This is a genomic window from Methylocystis sp. (genome assembly GCF_051061225.1).
Classification (GTDB): domain Bacteria; phylum Pseudomonadota; class Alphaproteobacteria; order Rhizobiales; family Beijerinckiaceae; genus Methylocystis.
The window spans coordinates 11,960-34,132 of record NZ_JBPFEB010000039.1 but is presented as its reverse complement, the minus strand read 5'-3'; the positions used below and the strand labels follow the sequence as shown (position 1 = coordinate 34,132).

Sequence of the window (22,173 nt, the reverse complement as noted above, 5' to 3'; positions counted from 1 at the left end):
CACGGCGTCACGCCCGCCGGATCAGCATGAGGCCGCAGCCGAATGCGCGCGCGCGGCCGAAGCCTTCGGCGACCGCCCGTATAAACATGTCCCGCTCGGTGATGGTGAGTTGACCCTCGAAGGCGAGGACCGACAAGGTGATTGGCGCGGCGCCTCCGCGCGCGATGGTGATTTGCTCATAGCCATCGATTGCCGGCGTTCCCGCGAGAGTGAAGCCCGATTGTTCTCCCTTTCGGATGAGCCACTCACACCCGGCCTCCTGGATCGCCCGTTCGCGCGCCTGCGCCCGATCGCCAGCCGCCTGTCGGAGCGCGTCCATCACTACATCGTGACGCCGCGTCACCTTCCGCCCATCGATCCGATGACTGCGGTTGATGGCGGGATTGGCGTAGAGCGAAAAGCGCAGGCGGTCGCCCTCCGACAGCACCGGCGCGAAGGTCTTGGTTTCCACCTCGAACAGCGGCGACGTTTCATTAGGCGGGCGCTTTGACAGGATCAGAAAGGACGCGCCAGGCGCCGCCGCCTTTCGCGTCTCGCGTCGGAAGAGGAAGTCGCGCTCCGCGTCCCGGTCGCCAGCAAAGAGCGACCACATGAGACGATGATCGGTCTGCGCGCGCGCTGCGGCGTCGGCTGGCATGAGCACGGGCGCCAGGGCCTCGAGCGCCGGATCTTGACGTAGCGTCGCGCGCGAAAAATAGAGCGGCTCGATCATGACACAGCCGCTCCGCCGCCAAGACGCGGCGCCACGATTTCATTGCGCAGATCGAAGCGCCAGCTTCGGCGGTCCGCGATAGCGTCGCGCCGCTGCTCCTGCCGTCCGCCGAGGACGCCTGGCGCGGGCGCGAGCCCTTTGGCGCAAAAGATCGGATCGAAGGCAATTTCGCCAGTCTTGTCACGCCAGTCGAAGGGCGCGCGGTCGTGGCGATGCGCGTCATAGACGTTAAAGGCGTCGCACAGGCTTTCGGCTGGCGTGAGCAGCGGATCGGGCGGCAGGCAGAGCGGGCAAGACTTGCGGCCGAGATAAAGCGCGAAACGCGGCCGGCCCAGCGCCTCCGCCATTTCCTGCGTTGTCGCGAGCGTGTCGCCAAGGGGCAGACAGGCGATGCTGAAGGCGCAGTCTGTGTAGTAGTCGCGACGCGACAGGATGGTGTTTTTATCGCCTGCGAGCTCATCGCGCCGGGTGGCGAAGCGGCGGCCCTTGCGGGCTGGCGGCGTTTGCGCCGTGTGATAATCGGCGAGGAGCGGCCCCAGCCGATCGCGGCGGATCGCGAAGGCCAGGCTTGCCGAAAAGGACGGCTGTCGCGGATCGTCCCGCGTGAGGCCGAGCGCTGCGCCGATGACGCCGACCAGAGCGGCGTGACCCGGTCGCGTTGCCGTCTCGCGCCTCTCGCCAACCGCTACGGCTCCGAAGGAGGCCATCGGCGCCACGAGCTGAAACATCAACAGTTCGGCCATTACAGCCCCTCCGTCGCGAGGGCGATTACGTCCGCGAGCGCGCCCGTTCCATCGAGCGTGTTCATCTCGACCGCGCTGACGCCCTCCTCGCCATAGGCTGTCATCAGCCGCGCGCGCGTCTCGCGCAGGCGGCTGATGGAAAGGGCGAGCTGATCCGCGTTGCGGCCGAGGCGGTCGACGGGCTGGAGGAAGGCGCCGGCCAATGTGCGCGGCGCCGTGTCGCCGCGCTCCGCGAGAATGAAGGCGGCGCGGGCGAAACTCGCGAAGCTCGCCGATTTTCCGCGCGGTCCGACGGTCGCCGCCGCCGTGACCAGCGCCTCGATCGCCTTGCGCGCGACGTCGCCGTCGCCGCCGAGATTGTCGCGCAGCAGCGCGCGATCAATATTGGCGTAGAGGTAGAAAACGCCCGCGCCGAATCCCGTCTCGCCAATAAAGCCGGCGCCAGCGTCTTCGGCCGAGGTCTTCAGATCGTCGACCGCGGTGTAATAATCTTCGTCGACGGCGACAGTGTGGGTGGTGATCGCATGGGCGACCTGCACGGCCGCCTCGCGGTTGAAGTCGGGGCTGTCGGCGAGCATGCGGCCGAACATGGCGATGTCGGCGGCGGTGTCTGTCTTGCGCAGCAGCGCGCCGGCGAGCGCCTTCTTCTCCTGCGCGGCCTGCGCGCCGGAAACCCGCGCCTCCGCGTAGGCGATGGCGGCCTCTTGCTCTTCCGGCGAGACGAAGGCGAGCTGCTCGGTGAGCACGGCGGTCTCGTCGGGCTTCACCTTGCCAAAGACGGCCGCGATTTCCCGTGCGATCTCCAGCGCCTTGGCCTCGTCGGCCTTGCCGCGCAGATGGTCAAGCACGAGGACGCCGATGCGCTGCGTGCGTTTGCCGAGATGCCCAGCGAGGATTTTCTCGGCAATGTCCGATGTGCGCCATGCGCGTTTCAACGCCTGACTGGAAATGCGCAGCCGCGTCGCGCCGCCGACGATGGCCGTTTTCGGTTTGCTCGAGTCGTCGCGATTGAGATTGGACGGCGGATAGAAGGTGAGCAGGTGGAGCTGAACAAAACGGTTCATGAGCGTCTCTGGAATAGAGGAAAATCATGCTTGCGCCGCGTCGTCTTCGCCGGCCGCGTAATAGTCGAAGATCAGGCGCCGCCGGGTTTCCTCCCTTTCGAAGAAGAGCAGACAGCGGGCGACGTCGCGGACATTGGCTTCCTCGCCGACAATGGCGAGGGCGCGCCGGAAGGCCGTTGCAATTTCGTCGTCCGTGTCTGCGTCAAGCAGACGCCGGAAGCGCGCTGGTTTCAGCGCCGCGCTCGCCTCGTCGCCGAAATTCCGGCGGCCGATCCGCCGCGCGAATTTTTGCCCGCTGTCGTTCTTGCGGATCGTGGCCAGCACCGTCGCGAGCGCGGCGACGCGCGGCAGACGCGCCGGATTTTTGTAGCGCAGCGCTCGAAACAGGCGCAGCGTCGCCTCTTCGGTCATGGCTTCCTGCGGCGCGGCGCGGCGCAACCGCGCCAGCGCGGCGCGATCCTTCCCGCTGCGGCTCTTGCCGCTTTCGGCGCCTGTCATCTCGCGCCACCAGAGAAAGGCCGCGTCCGCGCGATCGAAGCTGTCCGCGCTGGCCTGCGTTGCATTGTTGCTCATGCCGCTTTCCCGGTCTTCTCGGTTTTCTTTCGGGGCTGGCGCGCGAGTGCGAGCGCTGCGTCAATCTTCCTGCCCATGCCTTTGTCGCCGTGAAAGGCGCCGGCGAGGAGGCGGCGGGCCCTGATGGCGCGCTCCATGATATGCTGGGGCAGCGTGAGGAAATCGACCGAGCGGTCGTAAGTCGACAGGCTCGTGTCTTGCAACACGCGCAGCCATGCGCCGCCAAGTTCAGAGCGCAGACGTTCAGGGTCTTCGCCCTCCGCGAAGCGGCGCGACATGTCGCGCAGCGCGCCGAAAAAGGCGCCCTGTGTGGTGAGGAAGAAGTTTTCGCGCAGCGCCGAGAAAGGCGTGGCCTTGCCGTCGGCGCGCTCACCGGCCAGCGCGGTGCGGATGGCGATGCCCATCATGCTGGCGGCAAGCTCCGCCGCCTCCACGAAACCGCGCGCCGCTCGCTGGAATATTTCCGCGTCTTCCTGCGAGACAGTCTTCGCGAAGAGAAACACCGGCATTTCCGTTTCGACGAAGCCGCGCGCCTTCATGTTGTCCATGTCGAAGCCGGAGGCGATGAGTCGCGCTTCGCCCATATCGTCGAGCGCGCGCAGGCGCGTGGTCGCGACGGCGACAATGCTCGCAAGCCGCTCCTTCTCGTCCGGCGCGCCGGCGACGGCCGGCCAGTCGCGATACAATATGCCGCCGGGCTGAGGATGTACAGGCAACCAGTCGCCTTTGCCCTTCGGACTGTAATAGGGCGACAGCGGATGCTCGAAGGATTCGTGGTAAGACACGCCATAAGGCCGCGTGCGAAAGCCTGTGACGCGCACCTCGTCAATGAGGCCGGTGATCGGGCAGGGCTTGCCATCGCTATTGGGCGCGAAGATGAGACGAATGCGGCGCGGCATGCCCCAGAACGCCTGAAGGACATGGCTCGCGCGCGGGGAAACCGTCGCCGGCGGCTTGCCTTCGGAGGTGATCGTCGGCGCCAGCCACGGAAAGACCTTGTCGAGCGCTTCCTGCGCCGGCGGATAATCGCGCTGGGACGGCGGCGTGTTCAGCCACAACAGGCGCCAAAGTTCCGGCGTCGTGTCGGAGGGCGCGACCAGCGTGGTGAGCGGCCCACCGCCGCGCAACGAGACGCGATGACCGGCGCCGCCGGAGGGCGCGTAACTCTGTAGAGTGAAAAGCGCCATGGCGGCGGCGGCGCGAGAGAGATGGTCGACCTGGCCACGCTTCTGGAAAAGGTCCTTGTTCTCCTTGATCGTATTGGCGCCCGGCGCCTCGATCAGCAGGCCGCTCACGGGCGTTTCTTCCGCATCCGCCAGCGCATCGCGATCCTGCCCGAAACGGAGCCCGTCGCCATCGAGCGTGAAGGCGGGGGCGAAGGGCGCGAAGGCGGCGTCGAGTTGCGCGGCGTCGGGCGGTTCGCGCCAACAGGTCAGAAACGCGCGGCCGTCGGCCGGCGCGAAGGCCGTCGCCAGCAGGCCGATCATGAACTCGCGCGACGCGGCGTCGAAATCCGGCCGCCCCCAGGCGAAGGCGACAATGGGATCGTGCAGAAAGTCCGAGGCGATCTCGGCCAGTCGGATGAAACATATCGAGCCGCTGCGGCGGCGCACGGGAAGCCAACGGGCGGCGAGAAGGGAAAAGGGCGTCATGTCGATCATCTGTTCAAAGCTGGGCGCGGCCGGCTGTCGCCGGGCGTTATGGAAATTCGAAAAAAGAAACAGCCACGCGAATCCACAGCCGAAAAAAAGGCTTCAAGCTGACGGCAACCAGCCTAAGCGTAGCCGCAAGCTAATGCAAGCGAAGAGTGTAATGGAAGTCGATTTTTTGACGCCCTTTTGCGCGTGAGGCTTTTCGATTCCCCCTTACGCGAGGGACGCCCCTTCAGCACGCGGCGCGCGCGTCCGACGATGGTTCATCCCCGCGTGTGCGGGGAACACGTCGCCGAACGGCCAGTCCATCATCCGCGCTCCGGTTCATCCCCGCGTGTGCGGGGAACACTATATCCAGCCGTGGGACTGTTTCTCCGAGGACGGTTCATCCCCGCGTGTGCGGGGAACGCCGTAGAATGACGAAACCAACGTTTGGTGTGATCGGTTCATCCCCGCGTGTGCGGGGAACACGGCCAGCTGTGAGAGCGACCCGCGCCGGGCCGCGGTTCATCCCCGCGTGTGCGGGGAACACTGAAACCCGCTCGCAAACCGGATGCGGAACGCCGGTTCATCCCCGCGTGTGCGGGGAACACACCGGGCTCCCGAATTTGTTGTCGAGGTCTACCGGTTCATCCCCGCGTGTGCGGGGAACACGGCTCCCCAGGCAGCGCCTCAATCACATATTCCGGTTCATCCCCGCGTGTGCGCGGAACACTCTTTCCAGAGAGCGTTGTTCTCATTGTCTCTTCGCAATGTCAAACAACGCACCGGCGTTTCGGGTCTGTTCCGGACCCGCCGGGGACGGCCCTTTGGGGGCCGGCGGCGAACATGGCTGAGCAGGGAAGCATATCGGGCCGAAGCCGTCCACATCGATTGCAAAGCCGGTATCAGGGGCTCCCGGATGACAGGGCGAGCCCCCGGCGGGGGTCGTAGGAAGCCGATTTTTCGAGGCCCCGACGATCCGCGACCCTTCCTTCAAAAGGGGCGCCCAGCAGCGGCAGAACGACCGCGCGGTCGCCCGCCTTGCGCCAGACCGCTTCGACCGCCTGCGCGGCGCCTTCAATCGCCTGCTCATGGAGGCCGCGCCCCGTCGCGCGCGAAGCGCGCAGGGAGACTTCCGACAGCGCCCAGGCGCGGAAATCATCCGGGTCTTCGGCGTAGGGCCGCAGCACGCCATCTTCCCACAGCGCCAGACGAAACAGCGTCTGCTCGTCGCCGAGCCGCGTCGGCGTTGCGATATCGCTCGACCAAGCGCGATGATCCCCGCAATAACCCGCGAAGAAATCGAGAAGATTGTTTTCCGCATGGCTGGCGTCGCCGAAGGCGGCGCCTTCCATCTCGTCGAAATTGGGCTGGAGCGCCAGCGGAACGAGCTCACGCGCGTCTTCGCCGTAAACGGCTTCGATCAATCCGCGCACGCCGTCGGGCGAAACCAGCGCGCCCGCCTCGAAAAGCTTTTTGGCGCCGAGCCACAACAGCGCATGCGCCCTGTAGACCCAGCTCGCGCGCGGCAAGGCTTTCTCGAACCAGTCCGCCTGCGCATCGGCGGCGGGCTCCGGCGAGACGACCAGAAATTCCGGAGCCGAAAGCGGCCGTTCACGCGCGCTGTGACGCCACAGACGGCCGGCGCGCTGGATCAAGAGGTCGATGGGCGCGAGATCGGAGACGAGCAGGTCGAAATCGAGGTCGAGCGACTGCTCGGCGACCTGCGTCGCCACCAGAATGCGCCCGGCGCGTTGCGCGGGCGTTCCTCTCTTGCCGAAGATCGCCAGAACCTCGTCCTCGATCTTCAGCCGGTCGCACATGGCGAAGCGCGCATGGAACAGCATGGGATCGAGCCCGCGTCGCTGCAGCGCCTCGACCGCTTCGATGGCGTCATCGACGCTGTTGCGGATATAGGCGACGGCGGCGCCCTTCATGGCGGCGTCGGCGATGCGATCGAGCGCCTGCTCCATCGAGTCGAGACGCGACGCCGGCACGCGCCGGCGCAAATCCGCGCGCGCGTCGAGCGCCGTCTCACGATGTTCCTCCCCCGCCGCGAGCACGGTCGCGAGCGGATAGGCCGCGCTGGTGAGCGAGACCCTGTTTCCACCCTGCGCGCCGAAAAAGGCGCTGGCGTATCGATCCTTCATGCGCCGGGGCAGCGTCGCGGAGAGAATGATGGCGGAGGCGCCCATGCCGGCGTGAAAGGTCAGCAGCCTTTCGAGCTCGCGCGACATATAGGCGTCGTAGGCATGCGCTTCGTCGACGAGAAGAATCTTATCGGAGAGGCCAAATTGACGGAGAGTCGCGTATTTCGTCGGCAGCACGGCGAGCAGCGCTTGATCGATCGTGCCGACGCCGACGTCAGCGAGCAGCGCCTTGCGGCGGTCGTCGGCGAAGAAGGCTGAGCAGGCAGCCTGCACCGTTTCGATCTCGCCATCGGCTTCGCCTTCCGGTCGCCCGCCGTTCGGCAGGATGGACGCGCGAAACCCGTCGTGAAGGCGCGCGCGGCCATGCGCCAGCGCGAGAGAGGGCGACGCATTGGCCGAAAAGAGATGGCGATAGCAGGTGGACATGCGCGCATACATGGCGTTGGCTGTCGCCATCGTCGGAAGGGCGACGAAGAGCCCGCGGCCCTTGCCTGCGAGCATCATCCGCTGCGCGAGCAGCAGCGCGGCCTCCGTCTTCCCCGAGCCGGTGATATCCTCGATGAAGACGAGCGTCGGGCCCTCCGGCAGCCGGAGGTCGCGGCAATAACGCTGCGTCGCGCCGGGTGTGCAGGATGCGGCGAGGAGCGTCTTGTAGCTGACCTCCGGGTTTGGCGCGGCGAGGGCGAGGCCGAGCCTGGCCAAAGCCTTCTTCGCGCCGGGGCGCGCGATCTCCCGCCAGTAGTCGCGCGGACTGTGATGCGGCGCCTGGTAAGGGAAGAAGTCTGTCGACGAGCCGATCCAGTCGGCGAGCGAGACGAGCCCCGCGAGCCGCCAGCTCGCAGGATTGACTGCCGCCGCGTCGGTCGGCGGCAAGGGCGCAACACCGTCGAAAGCGGAGAGGATTGCGGCCATCACGCGTTGCGCCTGCTCGCCGACGCCGCGCGAGAGCGTGGAGCCGCCGCCGAGACGGTCGAGCGGCTTGCCGTGATGGTAGGCGATCGGGGCGAGCAGCGCCGCACGGGTAAAGTAGTCCGTGTCGGCGATCAGCTCATCGAGGGCGCTTTTCAGGGCCCGCTCGAAAAGCTTCATGCCTCCCGCCGCGTGATCGTAAGGCGCGGGGACTCCCGGCCAGTCACCTTGACCGCGCCAGGCCGCTTCGCTCTTGGCCTGAAATTTGACGTCGACCTTGCCGATATCGTGTAACGCGACAAGCGCGCACAGAGCGGGAAGGATGCGTGTCGCAGGCTGCTGGAACGGGGCCGCGAGGTCGCTTGCGAGACGCGCGTCCGCCTCGACGAGCGCCTCGAAAGCGGCGGCGACATCGAGACAGTGATAGACCAGTGGATGGCGGACTTCGGCTTGCCCATGTGGCGACGCCTTTCCCCAAAAAGACAGTTCAAAATTTTTGGTCATCGTCGCGAAGAAGTGTCTTCCTCTTGGGATTATTTTGAATTCCATTGGCAAGATGCGCCGCAAGCGTTGGCTTGTTATAGACAAGAGCCGCGATCAGCGCTTGTGACCTTAACAGCCGCGCGACGCTTGTTTTTTTGAAGAAAACTGCCTCAGCCCACAAAAGTCTGTCGGGTGATTTTGTCTGATCCGCATTCTCGTAGCTGTATCGATGCGGAATAATCAAGTCTACCAGGTAAAAGCCCGATGCATGCATAAATGTGCTTATATCAGAAAACAGAGGCTGGCCTCTGTAGATTTGATCAAACTCAACCTCACAGTGGACAACCGCCGTGCGCTCCAGGACATTTCTGCCGCTTTCGAGCGCCAGCAGTTCTCCTCCCTGGATATCGAGTTTCAAAAAATCCACCACACAATCAGGGATCAGATCATCCAGTCGACTTGTCGTAATTTTTTTTGTCGCCACGGTTTTGAGAGTGCACAGGTGTTCGAAATCATTACACAACTCTTCGTTTAAGGGAAAAAGCGATGACGTCGCATCGTCATTGTTCACGTACAAGGTATGTTCAAGACCGTCGCCGACAGCTACCGGGTGAATTGTAACGTCTTTTTCACCCAAATCCGATCGCTCAAAGGCTCTTTCCTCAAGCGCTTCAAAGCCAATAATTCTGTGTTTGATTCGAGGAGTGCATATAGGGTCATATATGTGGTCTTCCCAGTTGAGCTTTTGAGCTCCAACATCGATGATAGTTAACACTATACCCTTTGAAAGAGAGGCGAAATCTTGCTGTCCTTTCAGAGAAGATCTTCGCCAAAAGAGATGTTCGATGAGGTCTTTTATCATGAACGGCCACCTCTCATATCACTGGCGTCTCTTTCGTTTTGAACAAACGTTGGCGAAGAAATCCCAAAAGAGTCATATCTTCGTATCGCGATAATTCTTCGAGCTGCAGGCGCGCCGACTCGAGTTCATTACGCGCCAGATCGAGCGCCTTGATTAAATTATCTTGCTCGTGAAGCAGATTGATGTGACTTACATGAGTCCAATTGTCGAAAACACTAGCAGGAAACTCAATTTTCTCTCTCAGTTCCGGTTCCTCTTCACGCACATACCAGCGATTGAGGCCATCAAACAAGGAATACAAATAGCCTTTCGACAAGATGGCTTCCTCCCAAGTCTGATGTGTCCGATTTCCATGGAGATCGACAGCCTCAACAATCACGATCCGCGGACGGTGCCGCCTCCAGTCCCCTGATGCAATGACCTCTGCTTCATGGCCTTCAACGTCTATTTTACAGAAATCAATTTCTCGACCTGACGCATATGTATCAATTAGTGCGGATAAGGTCATAGTCTCGACACAGTAGCTATCTTTTGGTGTGCGTGCTTCTGCCAACGCGGCGGAAAGTGTGCCGTGACCTCGTGTCCCGGTCGGGTAGAAGCGGCGCCCCCTCGAATCTGCAGCTATCGCGCACCTAACATTTGCATCCCTCGGACGTGCGACGCTAAGCAGTGTGTGTAGACCTGCATCTGGCTCAACATTGACGCCATGCCATCCCAAAAGGGAGAAATGGTTCGTGACGCTGTCAATCTCTGGATGACAGGCCCCTATATCGACCCAGAGTCCGCTTGTCTTGGAATGCAGCGCTCGTCTCAGTACGACATCTTCACCGTTCTGAGCGTGCGAAATCATATGCGGCAGAGGCATCGGACCTCCCTCTCGTCAGACGGACAATCCAGATTCACCGGAACAAATTATTCTTTGCAGTAGGAGGGCCGTCGATTGTTCCCACGTCAAAAGGTTTATATGGGGGCAACGCTTCTCCCCTTTAATGCATTCAGTGAGTCGGTGCGTCAGAGAATCGTCACAGCCTGCTTCGAAGTAGATTGCGTCGTCTCCACATATCTCACGAAAGACAGGGATATCGCTGACAATTGACGGAAGTCCAATTCTGGCGGCTTCAACGATTGGAAGACCAAATCCCTCGCTGATAGATGCGCACACGAGCGTGTGAGACATCCTGTACAGGGCTGAAACAGCTGCGTCTGAAGCAGAATTGAACCACCTAAGTCTCTTGCCGAATTCTTCATGATTCGCAATCCGCTTCTCAAGCAAATGCGATGCCCATCCGTATCTTCCTACAATGACAAGCTGAGCTTCGTACCTCAAGTCCCATAGGTTTTCCATTGCATCCAATAAAACATCGTAACCCTTCCGCGGTTCTATCGTGCCTACAGCGAGCACTACCGGCGAGGGAAGAAGGCTCAGTTGGTCTGTTATCTCCTTTTCAACATGGCCGGCATCGACCAAGTCGCTTCCGAGATGAAACCAGGATATGGTGGGAGCGTTTTGAACCCCAAGGCGGTCAATGTAGTTTGCTGTTTCATCCGCGACGGTTCTGGATATGCAGACGACCTGATCACTTTTGATAAGACAAGTATGGAACCATCGTGAAAAATGAAACGGAAGGCCAGGGGGACAGGTATCGGGAAATGAAAGGGGAACCAGATCGTAAACGATAGAGACCGTTTTGGCGCCGCCGAGTTTTGCGGTGCGCATCGCGCGGCGCACCTCGTCGGAATAGTTCCATGACGCGTCAGGCAGGATAAAAGTATCCGCTGGCCTGAAGATAACGCGCTCTAACTGTCCGCCTGATGAAGGAAGGAAAAAGACATCTTTTCCAACGACAAAGGCCGGGATCAACACACCCAGTCTACTTCCCTCCCTTGCGATTTCACGAACGACCCTTTGTATCCCAGTGACATAATCCAGCGAGATGGCTTGCGTCATATCAAAGAAATATCGCGATGGATAGCCGTCGAATTTCCAGTGCGGCCCGAGCGTCCTTGTAAGGAAAGCTCTTAATTCGGACTCTTTCTGCTGGAGGACGCTCTTCGAGAGTCTGTGCGCGACAGCGGGACTAGCATCTTCGATCGAAGCCTTCTCTAAAAAGCGCGCCAATGTCGACTTTAGTTCAACGTGCTTCAGTTTTATCAAATCACGCAGGCTGGTTATGTCTGTCAGGTAGACGATTGATTCAAGTTGTTTGATTTTATCACGCAACTCGAAAATTTCATTCGAGCTGACCAACTCTTTCTGATTGAATTGCAATGTCTGCAAATAGCGCTTTAAAGCCATTGGGATCATCGACCTCGCTTTAGGCTTCGACCGCCCGGAATCCGTACGCCGCAGGGCGGACCGTAGTCGCGAATTGCGGGTTGAACTCGGAGTCCTCGTTCCAGCCGCCATTGGGCCCGGCGCCCACAATGACGCGCGGCGGAGTCTGGCCGTTGATCTCACTGCGCGTCAGGGTTTTGAACGTGCTGCGCAGGCAAGATTCTGTGATCGAACCTTGGATGGAGGTTGAGGTATTGCTTGCCATGGACAATCCCATTCTGTGGTTGACGAAGCCGCTGCCGACTGTCCCTGCAAAAACCTGCGCCGTGATCGCTCTGCCGCTGATGTCGCCGCTCCCAGCGGCCACGCCCTGCCTCAAGTCCATCCAGATCACGGCGGGGCCGCCGCTCGAAAGCGGCATAACCTGATGATTATATTGGCCCTGCGGCATCGCCGTGCTGGCGAGGGTCGCGGAGCCGGACTTGTAATATGGAGTCGTCAAAATCCCCCTCGCAGTTCGCGCCCCGGAATCCTGGCTTCCGTTCGAAAGGTCAAGGTAAAGCTTTCGAATTTCGGGCGCAACCTCGGGTTGTGGATGGAGGCGGGATGGAATCACGAACTGTCGCCCGCTGTCGGCAGCCGCGAAAGCAGCGCGACGGGCGCGCCGACTTGAGCCCTTTGGGAAGGCGATCTTCAACGGCCTGCGCCCGTCTCACGGGGGAGCGATAGCGCGCCACCACGCCACGCCGCGCGCGAGATTGGCCCGTAGTCGACACGGCGTCGCCCTGATGTGGATCGACGTCGTTGGCGAGCTGGGCGCCGGGGATCGCCAACTAGTAACGGCGCTCGGGGGCGGAACGCGGGACCGGCTCCGGCAGCAGACGTAGACCGGCTCGGCGCAGTCAAAGGCATGTTCCGGCCCGAGGATAATCTTGAGTCCAGTCCTCGCCGTTGAACGACAGTTTCACGGGCGTCGGCCCGCTGACAGCCGGCGGCGTCCAGTTCTGGTGCGTAGACAGCGTCTCCAGGGCGCGCAGATCGCAATCGCGGCACACGGCGGGGTGTATTCACGCCGCCTTGAGCGCGCGAGGCCTATTGGTCGACGCGGCGCCAGTCGTCGGCGATGAACCCTCTCCCGTCGACCTGCCGCGCGCCCGTGATTTTCGGTCTGCCGTTCTCGCATGTCCAGGAGTGGACCGCGCCGTGACCGGTGACAACCATGGGGACGGTTTCATCCGGATTGGCCTTGCAAAACTCGGCGACGCCTTGCGTCTCCCCTTCCGCATCCGCCCGTGCGCAAGTGATATTGGCGCCATGGTCGCAAGCCCACACCGCGCCATTCATGCAGCGATAGACGAATCGCCGGGGGTTGCCGCGGATATCCGATGTCTCGACGCCCAACGCGCTTGCGGCCCCCCTCGCCAGCGCGGGCGGCATGGCGCGGACCGTGTCGTCATTGCCTTTGGCGCGGCAACGAGCGATCGCATCCGCCGCTGCGGCCCCAGCCGTCAGGCATGACGCCATGCCCGCCAAAAGAAGCGCAATGACAAGCGAGTGGAGAGGCGCCCTGATCATGCTCGCTGTTTCATCCGCTGGCTCACGGCTCCTGAAGCAGTTTACGCGCAGGCCGCCGCGCGGCAACCATGGGCGCGCAGGGACAAATCGTCGCAATATTGCATCATGTCCATGGAGCCGATGGGCCGCATGCGGGAGGCGTCACGAAGGGGGCGCGGATGTTGGTACGCATACGCCAGCCGGCCCGCCCCAGTCGACGCCCCATGAGCCGCCGGCCTTCCGCATCCAGAACTGCGCGACGGCGTCCTTGCGATCCTGTTCGCACGGGCCGACCGCCGCCACCCAGTCGCTTTTGGCGATCGCGGCGCCGCCGGGCCGCTGCGGGTGCGCCGACACCCAGGCGAAACCGCCGCCGACCTTCATTTCAGCAAATCTGAATTCGATCGGAGCCTTGAAAAGCGCCTCGAACGCGGGGCGCAACGCATCCGCGATCGCCTTTCGCTCGGGCGTTCCGGGCAAAGGCGTATGGATGTCCCGCGCCGAAATTTTCGGCGGCGCCGGCAAAGGCGGAGGCGCGACGATGGTTTGCATCTGCGCCGCGGTCCACAGCGGCTCACGAACGCAAAAATCGAAGCCGTCGGTTCCGCGCTCCGCCAGCGCCACCCAGGCGCCGATCTGGGCGCTCCACTCGAAATAGAATTGAAACTCCAGGGGCTCCTTGCGCCCCGGACAGCGCTTTGCGGCGAAAGCCGCCGCGTCGCCGTCGAGGGGAAGAACGCGCGCGTGCAAAATCGCCCGGCCCTTCTGGCTCCAGACGACGCGCCGATCGAGGATCTCGTAGCGTTCCTGATCGAAGCGCTTGCCGTCGGGCCAGATGCGGCCGGCGATCCAGCTTTCGAGCAACTCGCGCGAGGAGGGATCATGTTGCGACGATCGCGCCGGCGCATGTGCGCCGAGCCTGACGATTTCGGCCGGCGTTCCCGCAGGAGCGCCGCCCTCCGGGCGTGAGGGCGACGTCGTCGCGCCAAGGATGGCGAGGCAAAGAAGCGCCGCGCAGACCGGGGGTTTGATCTTCAACAAGGCGACGAGTCCTGCCTGCGTCCCGCGATATCCGGAAAAGATGAGGCCCCGGCGCCGATGCGCGGTTACGGGCGCTTCTCCGCGCCCTCGACGGCGACGAAAAATTCGGGCCGATATTCGAAATGCATCGTGTCGAAGTGGCCCCATTTCCCGCCCCAGATAAACCCGTGGCGCTCGAACACAGCCACGATTTCGTAAGGGATGCGGTTGCGATAGGCGCCGCCGCTCCAGAGCCAGTAATCGGCCTGTTTCACGTTGATGTCGATGGCGGCGCCATAGGCGTGCATGCTGGGCTTCCCCGTGTCCTTGACCGCGCGACAACTGAATGCGCCCGCGCTGGGGGAGACGAATTTCTTCAATGGCTCGGGCAGCCGGCTCAGTTCGGTCGCGATCTCCCGCAGATGGCGGGCGACGCCATTCACCTCCGTTGCCTGCAGCCGCTCGCCGCCAACCCACTGGATCGTGGTCAGGCGTTTTTGTGTTTCTCCTTTTTGACAGTCGCCGTACATCCTGTCGAAAAAGGCGGTGTTTCTGAAACGTCCCGGATCTTCTTCCCGTCCGGGAGGGCGCGTTTGCGGGCCCTTCGGATAAGGCAGGCTGAGCTGATCGAGGAGCGACGCGTTGCCGAGCTTTTCCTGGAATGTCTTCTCAACGCCGTCGGAGAGCGGCTGCCGGAAGCCGTCCTTCCATGAAAGCGTCTGGCCGTCCTGGCCTTGCAACTGGTCCGGATAGGCCAGAACGAGCGCCTGTGGCGACACCGTCTGACCCCAGGCCAGAACTGGAGCCATAACCGAAATCGCGGCGACCGCCGCAACGCGAAGAAAGGACATGCCGCAGTCTCACACGCCACGCTCAAGTTCACTCTGGCTCCGCCGCGCGGAAGACGCAAGCCCTCACGCTCGCCCGCGACGCTGGCCGGGCGCGGCGTCGAGGCCTCTGACGTGAAAACCAGAGAGGGAGGCAGCCGCCATCTGTCGGCGTCGACGCGCGACGGGAACGAAATCGTAACCGAGACGGGAGCGTCAGGTCGGCTTGCGGCCATGCCCTCGCGCCTCGGCTCGGGCCATGCCGCAGACGTCGTTCACCCGCCAACCAGCCAAAGTGCGATCACAAACACTGCGACCAGCACGGACGCCATCACCGCATAGCTGATTTCGCTTCGGATGACCCAACGCGGGTGACGCATCTGGAAACCTTTGTCTTGCTCGCCCCGGCCAAGGCAACGTTCTTTCGTTTTCAAGCAGAGGCTTTGAGAGACATTTTTACCGCCATTTCGTCGGCGGGCTTGAGATTTCTCAGAATTTCATCGTGAAGCTGCTTCAGAAGCTTTGCAGATTCGCTCAGCTCCGCTTCTTTCGAGTCCTTTGAATCGCTAACTTCCTTTGACATGCGAGCCTCAAAATGTTGTGACCGGATAACAGCTAGTTCAAATGAACCAATTGGACAAATTAAGGCGCTGCGTATCCCAATGGAAACGCAAAGACTCCGCCCTGCCTGCCACCTCGTTCGTCCTGTCAAGCTATCGCTAGCGAGACGATGTCCGGGCTAATTTGCATCGCGTGCGGTAGAGCCCGCGTTTAACTAGCATGGTCGCGCTTGCGTCTCCGGGTGGCCCGCCTGTGCGTCAAACCCGTCCTTGAGCGGTCGTCTACGCGTCTGGACCAATGTTCCCGAGGACCGGCTGGTTGACCTCCCAGACGTTCGCGGCGTCATTATTTGGTGACATGCGAATTGTTTTAAAGTCAGCGTGACGCGGGGCGTCGACAGCCAATGACAATGATCGAGCGGAAAATGGACCATACGAGACGGTTTCTCGCCGGCGTTTCGGCGGTCTGCATTCTGGCCAGTCCGATGAGCGCATCTGCACAGCCTGGCCCATCCGATGGCCGACCGCCTGCCGCCCACCCGGCAGAGCCGGAATTTCTCATCCACGCTCAAAAGAACCTGGAACGCTCAAGAGCTGCATTGCAGGCCGAGCAGAAGGCTTTCGACCAATTGAGACAGGAGGAGGCGGCGCTGCGGCGGGTCGCCGTCGCAAAGAAAGGCAGTTGGATCGAGCCCTCCTACTTGTGGAAAAAGAAGGAGATTCTCAAGCAATCGATCTCGCGGAAGCAACAGGCCGTCGACGTTGCGTCGCGGCGTCTTTCCCGGGCCGAGACCGAGGCCCACACGGCTTCCGAGAGCAATTGGTCAGCGCGTCACCGTCCATCATGGCTCAGATCCTGGTGGCCATGGTAAGATGGCGACTCAATCGCAGCAGCCCGCGAGGCTCTGCGATGTACGCTTTTTTTCAAATGGATGCCTTTCATTGTTGCGTCATCATCACAGGCGAGAAAAATGGGAGGTCGGGAGCCCGCCTTGTCATTGAGCCGCTTTCACCCCTCGGCGCTTCCGGATTAGGCTTCGTAGATGAGATCCAGCGGAAAGTCGCTCGCCGGCTCACTCTTTCGCACAAGCTTGATGTTCTGCTTGTCTGGGGCCGTGCATGCCCCCCGCTCCTGCTGGGCTGCGGACCAGGCCGTGGGCGCCTATGATTGGTCCGGCATGTACCTCGGGGCGAACGGCGGCGTGAATGCGCCGCTGCATCCGGGAGAACGTCTCCAGGCGGTGAGTGGATTCGGGTCCGCCCTGTTTGATCTCCAACCTCAGACGGCGACCCGGCTCGGAGGCACGATTGGCGCCCAGGCTGGCTTCAACTTTCAGGCCGGGCCTTGGGTATGGGGTCTGGAGGCGGACTTCAACTTCCTCGATGGCCGCCGCGCCCCGAACGGAGTCTATCCCACCCCACCCGCCTATTCGGGGCTGCCGATCTTCACCATCAGCTCCAATAGCGGCGCGAATTATTTCGGCAGCTTGCGCGCCCGCGCTGGCCTGGCCTTCGATCGGTCCCTGATCTATCTGACAGCCGGGATCGCCAACGGCGGCGGGCGCGGCCCGGCGTCTCTTTCAATTGGCGCGGATGCTTACGCCGCAGGCTGGTCGCAATCATCCCGCGCCAAATTCGCAGCGGGCGTCGGCTTTGAATACGCCTTTGCCGAAAACTGGTCCGCGCGAGCGGAATATCTCTATCTCAATCAATCGCTCAACAACCAGATCTTCGACAATGGCGAGGGCTATGATTTCCTCTCCCGGGTACGGAATGAGAACCACATTTTGCGCTTTGGAATGAACTTCCACTTTGGCGACAAGAGCAGAATTCCCGGCGCGATCACATATGGCCAGCCTTCCAAGGCTCAGGACAAGGAGGACACGAAGGAGGAGCAATATAGCGTCCACGCGCAGTCCACCACCGTCCTCCAGGGTCTTCCCAAATTCTATGCGACCTATGATGGACCAGCGAGTTTCCCGTCGAAGGGCGTGGCCGATGTCCTGACCCAGAACGATCTGTTCATGGGATTGCGGCTTTGGCAGGGAGGTTCCGTCTACGTCAACCCCGAGATCAACGAGGGCTATGGACCCGGCAACTCCACCGGCTCCGCCGCCTATCCTGACGGTCTTGCGCAGAAGATCGGCCGGGCGGCGCCCTATATGCGATTTCAGCGTTATTTCTTGAGACAAATCATCGGACTCGACTCGAGTGGCGACCAGGTGAACGACCCGGATGAAGGGTCCCGGAGCGAAGTACTGGAATCGTTGCAGAATCAGGTCGCCGGCAAGGTCGACCGGGATCGGATCACCTTGACGATCGGCAAGTTTTCCGTGGGCGACGTCTTCGACGACAACGTTTATGCGCATGACCCGACCACCGGGTTCATGAGTTTTGCATTCAACTACATGGGCGCGTTCGACTATGTTTCGGATGCGTGGGGGTACACCAACGGCGCCTCGGTCGAGTGGAAGCAGAGCTGGTGGACCTTGCGCGCCGGAACCTTTCAGCAATCGACCGTCCCGAACGGCAACGACATTGAGCCGGAGCTCTTCCGCCAATATATGGGAGTGGTCGAATTCGAGGCGCGCTACGACATTTTCGGTGAGCCGGGCGCGCTCAAATTGCTCGCCTACGGCGACAATGGGCGGTTTGCAAAGTTTCAGGACGTGATCAATCTCGCGCTGGCGACAGGGAACCTGCCGCCCGATGTGACGACCTTGCAGCAGCGTCATTTCAAACCGGGCGGCGGCTTCAATCTCAAACAGAGAATAACGAATGGCGTGGGATTTTTCATGCGCGGCAGCATGACGGACGGACGCTACCAAACTGTCGACTACATCGACAACGACCGCCAGATTTCAGCGGGGTTTGTCTTCGATGGCGAGTTATGGGATCGCAAGGACGACGAGATCGGCGTCGCAGCCGCGGCGGCGGGTCTCCATGGCGATCACATCCGCTATTTCGAGCTCGGCGGTCGTGGCACCTATATCGGCGACGGGGCAATGACCTATGGCGGAGAAAAGAATCTGGAAGCCTATTACAAGCTGGGACTCTCCAGGAATTTCGATCTTACTGCTGATTATCAGCTTTTCATAAACCCGGGCCATAATGCGGCGCGCGGGCCGGTGAATGTTTTCGCGCTGCGCGTCCGAGGGGCGTTTTGAGACGACTCGCGGTGCGCGATGAAACCGGGCGATTGGCGTCTCGGCTTGCATCCGGCGTCAGTTGCAGACGGCCGTCAGCGCGCCAGAATTGTCCGTTTCGACCGTTCTGATTTGCAGATCGACCAGCGCTTGAACCCTGGGTCCATGAGCTGCTGGCGCGACAACCCTGAAAGGGCCCTGGCAGATCGCTTGCGCGCGGCTCAAACAGGACGCCATCGACTGAGGGCATTTGATGGCGTATGCCGTCGCCCCCTGGGGCAGGGACACCTCAACAGCGTCCGTGTGTGAAACCGGATCCGGGCCAAGACCCTGATAGGCGTCACAGCCCGCGAAGGAGAGGCCCAGCAGCGCGGCGAATGTCGTCGACAAACACATTGAAAAGCCCCTCTCTGATTGGTTGCCGCGCTATGGAGTCTCGTTCCGGGTGGCCGGCCTCGCAGGCTTGATCGGCTTGAGAAAGAGCTGTCTCAACGCCGGCGCGACCAGCAGGATCATGACAGGGCCCAGCATCATGCCGCCCACGACGACCGTCGCCAATGGCCTTTGAACCTGCGAGCCGACGCCATGGGAAACCGCGGCAGGAAAGAGACCCACGCCCGCAGACAGCGCCGTCATGAGCATGGGCCTCATTCTCTGTTCGGCGCCGTGGAAAACGGCCTCCTTGAATTCCATGCCCTGGATCATCAGCTCGCGAATGTAGGTGATGTTCAGAATGCCGTCCATGACGGCGACGCCGAAGAGGGAGATGAAACCGATCGCCGCCGAGACGCTGAAATTCAATCCGGAAAAATAGAGCGCAATGACTCCTCCGCCGATCGCAAATGGAATGCCGCCAAAGGCAAGGATGCTTTCGCGCACCGAATTGAAAAGGGCATAAAGCAGGAGAAAGACGAGAGCGAGCGTGATGGGAACGACGACCATCAGCCGCTTTTTCGCTTCCTGAAGATTGTCGAACTCACCCGCCCACAGGATTTGGTAGCCGCTGGGGAGTTTGATCTCCTGCTGGACACGCGCCTGCGCCTCGGCCACGGTGCCGCCGAGGTCGCGGCCGCGGATGCTGAACTTGATCGGCACGTAGCGTTGGCCGCGCTCGCGATAGATGAAGGACGGCCCGGTGTCGAGTGAGATGTCGGCGAGTTCCCTCAAGGGAATGTAGGCGTTGACGCCATTCGCATTCGTATAGGCGACTTTGACTCCGCCGACGGCGTCGATCGACCGGCGGTATTCGGGCGCCAGACGAACCATGACGGGAAATTGCCGATCGCCCTCCAGGACAGTTGTCGCGACCGCCCCGCCCATGGCCGACTGAACGACGGTGTTGATGTCGCCGACCGAAATGCCGAAACGCGCGGCCCGCTGGCGGTCGGCTCGAATATTCAGATTAGGCTGGCCCAGCACATGGAACATGCCGAGATCTTCGACGCCCGGAACGCGGTTGACCACCTTCATGACCCGCTCCGCCAGATCTTCCAGAACCTCGAGATCCGGTCCCACGATCTTGATGGAGTTGGCGCCCTTGACGCCCGAAAGAGCCTCCTGAATGTTGTCCTGAATGTATTGGGAGAAATTGAAATTCACACCAGGAAGCTCTTGTTCGAATTCGCGTTCGATGTCCTCGGTGAGCTTTTCCTTCGTCAGTCCGGCTGGCCACTGATCAAAAGGCTTGAGCGGCGCAAAGAGCTCGACATTGGAAAATGGAGACGCGTCGGAGCCGTTGTCGGGTCGCCCATGTTGCGACACGACCGTCAGAACCTCTGGATGACGGAGCAGAATTTCCCGCATCTTCCGCGCGGGCGCCGTGCCCGCGCTCAATGAAACCGTCGGCGGCATCGAAGCTCTGATCCAGAGATTGCCCTCTTCGAGCGTGGGGAGGAACTCGCTGCCAAGCCGCGTGGCGATGAGGAGCGCCAGAAAGAGGAAGGCCCCGCCCGCGATCAGCGGGACATTCGTATGGGCGAGGGAGAATCTCAGCGCCGGGGTATAAAGGTCCCGAAGCCGCTGGACGACCCAAGTCTCGACCTCCTTGGCGTTTTCAGGCAGCACGATCGAGGCGAGCACGGGCGTCACCGTGAAGGTGGCCAGCAGCGCGCCGGCAAGCGCATAGGCATAGGTGCGCGCCATGGGTCCAAAAATCTGGCCTTCGACGCCCGTCATCGTGAACAGCGGCAGAAAGGCGACGATGGTGATCGTCGCGGTGAAGAAGACAGCCTTGTCGACCTGAAGCGCGCTCACGAAAACCAGACGGAGCTTGTTCGTCCACAACTGCGACGAGCCGCTGGTCTCGGTCGGAGAGGTCGGATCAGAGCCCCAGAAACCTTCCGCCAGGAATTGCAGAAGCTGGAGCCGCTTGTCGCGAGGCGCCTGAAAATTGCGGAAAATGTTTTCGACGAGAATGACGGCCGAATCGACGATGATGCCGAAATCCACCGCGCCGACCGAAAGGAGATTGGCGTCCTCGCCTTGCAGAACCAGCATGATGATGGCGAAAAACAAGGCGAAAGGGATATTGACGGCAACCGTCAGGGCGCTGCGCAAATCTCCGAGAAAGATCCACTGGATGAGGAAGACCAGGATCATCCCGAAATAGAGATTGTGCAAGACAGTGTGCGTGGTCACGTCAACCAGCGCCCCGCGATCGTAATAGGGGTCGATGGAGACGCCCGGAGGCAGTGATCCGTCGGTGTTGAGCCTGTCGATCTCCTCTTTCACCTTGGGAAGCATTTCATTTGTATGCTGCGTCCGACCCATCAGGATGATGGCCGCCGAGATGTCGTCCTGAAAATCCCGGCCTGCAATGCCGAGCCTCGGCACGAAACCGACCGCCACCCTGGCCACATCGCCAATCCTGATGGGGACGCCATTGGATTGCGAAAGAATGATGTTCTCGATGTCTTCCGTGCGGTATCCTGCGGTAATGTCGCTTGCGCCGCCATCATTGATGAGACCGACGCCCCTGATGTTGACCGACTGCTGACCGATCTCGATCTCGCGCCCGCCGACGTTCACGTTGGAATTGCCGATCGCGGAGATGACCTGGGGCAGCGTGACGTTCAGCGCCTCCAGTTTTCGCAGATTGACGTCGACCGAAAACTGCTTGGTCGTCCCACCCCAGGAGGTGACCTGAACAATGCCCGGGATGGTGAGAAGACGCCGCGCAATGACCCAGTCCTGGACTGTGCGCGTATTCGTCAAGCCGAAATTCGGCGGCGCCTTCACCTGATAGCGATAGATCTCGCCGGTCAGGCTCGACTGCTGAATCTGCGGCGTGACGTTGTTGGGAAGATTGACGTTCTGCTGCAGATTCAGGGCAATCTGCGTTCGAGCGAAGTAATAGTCGGTTCCGTATTTGAACGTCACCCGGATGAAGCTCAACCCATAAAACGACGTCGAGCGGACGTTCGTCACCCCCGGCGTGGAATAAATGCCGATCTCGATGGGGATGGTATAGTATTTTTCCATCTCCTCAGCCGAAAGGCCCGGAGCCTGAGCCGAGATTTCAATGATGACCGGCGCGGGATTGGGATAGGCTTCTATGTTCAGCTTGGAAAAGGCCAGGAGCCCGGCGAGGGCAAAAGTGATCACCCCCACAACCACAATCACGCGTCGGGTCAACCCAAACTCGAGAACGGTCTTCAGCACG

20 protein-coding genes and 1 CRISPR repeat array are annotated in these 22,173 nt (G+C 61.4%); of the genes, 3 read left to right on the top strand and 17 right to left on the bottom strand.

Annotation, left to right across the window (positions count from 1 at the left end):
- Positions 1–7: 7 nt before the first annotated feature.
- Genes cas6e through casA form a run of 5 tightly spaced genes read right to left on the bottom strand, consistent with a single transcriptional unit; the run spans position 8 to position 4,744 of the window.
- Complete coding sequence (gene cas6e, locus ACR652_RS08100) at positions 8–712, bottom strand: type I-E CRISPR-associated protein Cas6/Cse3/CasE (protein WP_434506005.1); 705 nt, start codon at positions 710–712, stop codon at positions 8–10.
- On the bottom strand, positions 709–1,455 hold the full coding sequence (gene cas5e / locus ACR652_RS08095; RefSeq protein ID WP_434506004.1) for a type I-E CRISPR-associated protein Cas5/CasD: 747 nt from the start codon (positions 1,453–1,455) through the stop codon (positions 709–711). The genes cas6e and cas5e overlap by 4 nt, the downstream gene beginning before the upstream one ends.
- On the bottom strand, positions 1,455–2,519 hold the full coding sequence (gene cas7e / locus ACR652_RS08090; protein ID WP_434506003.1) for a type I-E CRISPR-associated protein Cas7/Cse4/CasC: 1,065 nt from the start codon (positions 2,517–2,519) through the stop codon (positions 1,455–1,457). The genes cas5e and cas7e overlap by 1 nt, the downstream gene beginning before the upstream one ends.
- A gap of 24 nt (positions 2,520–2,543) precedes the next feature.
- Positions 2,544–3,092 carry a type I-E CRISPR-associated protein Cse2/CasB gene (casB, locus tag ACR652_RS08085; protein WP_434506002.1) on the bottom strand — a complete coding sequence of 183 codons (549 nt, stop codon included), beginning with the start codon at positions 3,090–3,092 and terminating at the stop codon, positions 2,544–2,546.
- Positions 3,089–4,744, bottom strand: coding sequence for a type I-E CRISPR-associated protein Cse1/CasA (casA, locus tag ACR652_RS08080; protein WP_434506001.1), 1,656 nt, complete (start codon positions 4,742–4,744; stop codon positions 3,089–3,091). Before casA ends, casB begins: the two co-directional genes overlap by 4 nt.
- Here casA and ACR652_RS08075 point away from each other — a divergent pair.
- Positions 4,743–4,940 carry a hypothetical protein gene (locus ACR652_RS08075; protein WP_434506000.1) on the top strand — a complete coding sequence of 66 codons (198 nt, stop codon included), beginning with the start codon at positions 4,743–4,745 and terminating at the stop codon, positions 4,938–4,940. The genes casA and ACR652_RS08075 overlap by 2 nt on opposite strands.
- 63 nt (positions 4,941–5,003) lie before the next feature.
- Positions 5,004–5,459: a CRISPR direct-repeat array (repeat unit 29 nt; unit sequence CGGTTCATCCCCGCGTGTGCGGGGAACAC).
- Positions 5,460–5,631: 172 nt separating this feature from the next.
- Here ACR652_RS08075 and cas3 read toward each other — a convergent pair.
- From cas3 to ACR652_RS08025, 10 genes are all read right to left on the bottom strand, one after another.
- On the bottom strand, positions 5,632–8,289 hold the full coding sequence (gene cas3 / locus ACR652_RS08070; RefSeq protein WP_434505999.1) for a CRISPR-associated helicase Cas3': 2,658 nt from the start codon (positions 8,287–8,289) through the stop codon (positions 5,632–5,634).
- Complete coding sequence (locus ACR652_RS08065; protein WP_434505998.1) at positions 8,273–9,130, bottom strand: FkbM family methyltransferase; 858 nt, start codon at positions 9,128–9,130, stop codon at positions 8,273–8,275. Before ACR652_RS08065 ends, cas3 begins: the two co-directional genes overlap by 17 nt.
- A 13-nt stretch (positions 9,131–9,143) precedes the next feature.
- Positions 9,144–9,995, bottom strand: a complete 852-nt coding sequence (locus tag ACR652_RS08060) for an FkbM family methyltransferase (protein ID WP_434505997.1) — start codon at positions 9,993–9,995, stop codon at positions 9,144–9,146.
- A gap of 15 nt (positions 9,996–10,010) precedes the next feature.
- Positions 10,011–11,435, bottom strand: coding sequence for a glycosyltransferase family 4 protein (locus ACR652_RS08055; RefSeq protein ID WP_434505996.1), 1,425 nt, complete (start codon positions 11,433–11,435; stop codon positions 10,011–10,013).
- Between the two features lie 10 nt (positions 11,436–11,445).
- Entirely contained in the window at positions 11,446–12,102 is a 657-nt protein-coding gene (locus tag ACR652_RS08050) for a hypothetical protein (protein WP_434505995.1), read from the bottom strand.
- Positions 12,103–12,497: 395 nt separating this feature from the next.
- Entirely contained in the window at positions 12,498–12,980 is a 483-nt protein-coding gene (locus ACR652_RS08045; RefSeq protein WP_434505994.1) for a hypothetical protein, read from the bottom strand.
- 141 nt (positions 12,981–13,121) lie between these two features.
- Positions 13,122–14,000 carry a hypothetical protein gene (locus tag ACR652_RS08040; protein ID WP_434505993.1) on the bottom strand — a complete coding sequence of 293 codons (879 nt, stop codon included), beginning with the start codon at positions 13,998–14,000 and terminating at the stop codon, positions 13,122–13,124.
- A gap of 65 nt (positions 14,001–14,065) precedes the next feature.
- Positions 14,066–14,830 carry a M15 family metallopeptidase gene (locus ACR652_RS08035; protein ID WP_434505992.1) on the bottom strand — a complete coding sequence of 255 codons (765 nt, stop codon included), beginning with the start codon at positions 14,828–14,830 and terminating at the stop codon, positions 14,066–14,068.
- Between the two features lie 251 nt (positions 14,831–15,081).
- Positions 15,082–15,240 carry a hypothetical protein gene (locus tag ACR652_RS08030; protein ID WP_434505991.1) on the bottom strand — a complete coding sequence of 53 codons (159 nt, stop codon included), beginning with the start codon at positions 15,238–15,240 and terminating at the stop codon, positions 15,082–15,084.
- Complete coding sequence (locus ACR652_RS08025; protein WP_434505990.1) at positions 15,237–15,389, bottom strand: hypothetical protein; 153 nt, start codon at positions 15,387–15,389, stop codon at positions 15,237–15,239. Before ACR652_RS08025 ends, ACR652_RS08030 begins: the two co-directional genes overlap by 4 nt.
- A 381-nt stretch (positions 15,390–15,770) precedes the next feature.
- On the opposite strand from ACR652_RS08025, the gene ACR652_RS08020 reads away from it, so the two are divergent.
- Together ACR652_RS08020 and ACR652_RS08015 are read left to right on the top strand one after the other, a co-directional pair.
- The gene (locus ACR652_RS08020; RefSeq protein ID WP_434505989.1) at positions 15,771–16,238 is read left to right on the top strand and encodes a hypothetical protein; all 468 of its coding nucleotides are present in this window, start codon (positions 15,771–15,773) and stop codon (positions 16,236–16,238) included.
- 282 nt (positions 16,239–16,520) lie between these two features.
- Positions 16,521–18,533, top strand: coding sequence for a carbohydrate porin (locus ACR652_RS08015; RefSeq protein WP_434505988.1), 2,013 nt, complete (start codon positions 16,521–16,523; stop codon positions 18,531–18,533).
- Between the two features lie 57 nt (positions 18,534–18,590).
- Here the strand turns inward: ACR652_RS08015 and ACR652_RS08010 are convergent, their stop codons facing one another.
- Both ACR652_RS08010 and ACR652_RS08005 read right to left on the bottom strand, forming a co-directional pair.
- Positions 18,591–18,908, bottom strand: coding sequence for a hypothetical protein (locus ACR652_RS08010; RefSeq protein ID WP_434505987.1), 318 nt, complete (start codon positions 18,906–18,908; stop codon positions 18,591–18,593).
- Between the two features lie 30 nt (positions 18,909–18,938).
- Positions 18,939–22,172 (bottom strand): efflux RND transporter permease subunit, encoded by a 3,234-nt coding sequence (locus ACR652_RS08005; RefSeq protein WP_434505986.1) that lies wholly within the window; start codon positions 22,170–22,172, stop codon positions 18,939–18,941.
- Position 22,173 lies beyond the last annotated feature (1 nt).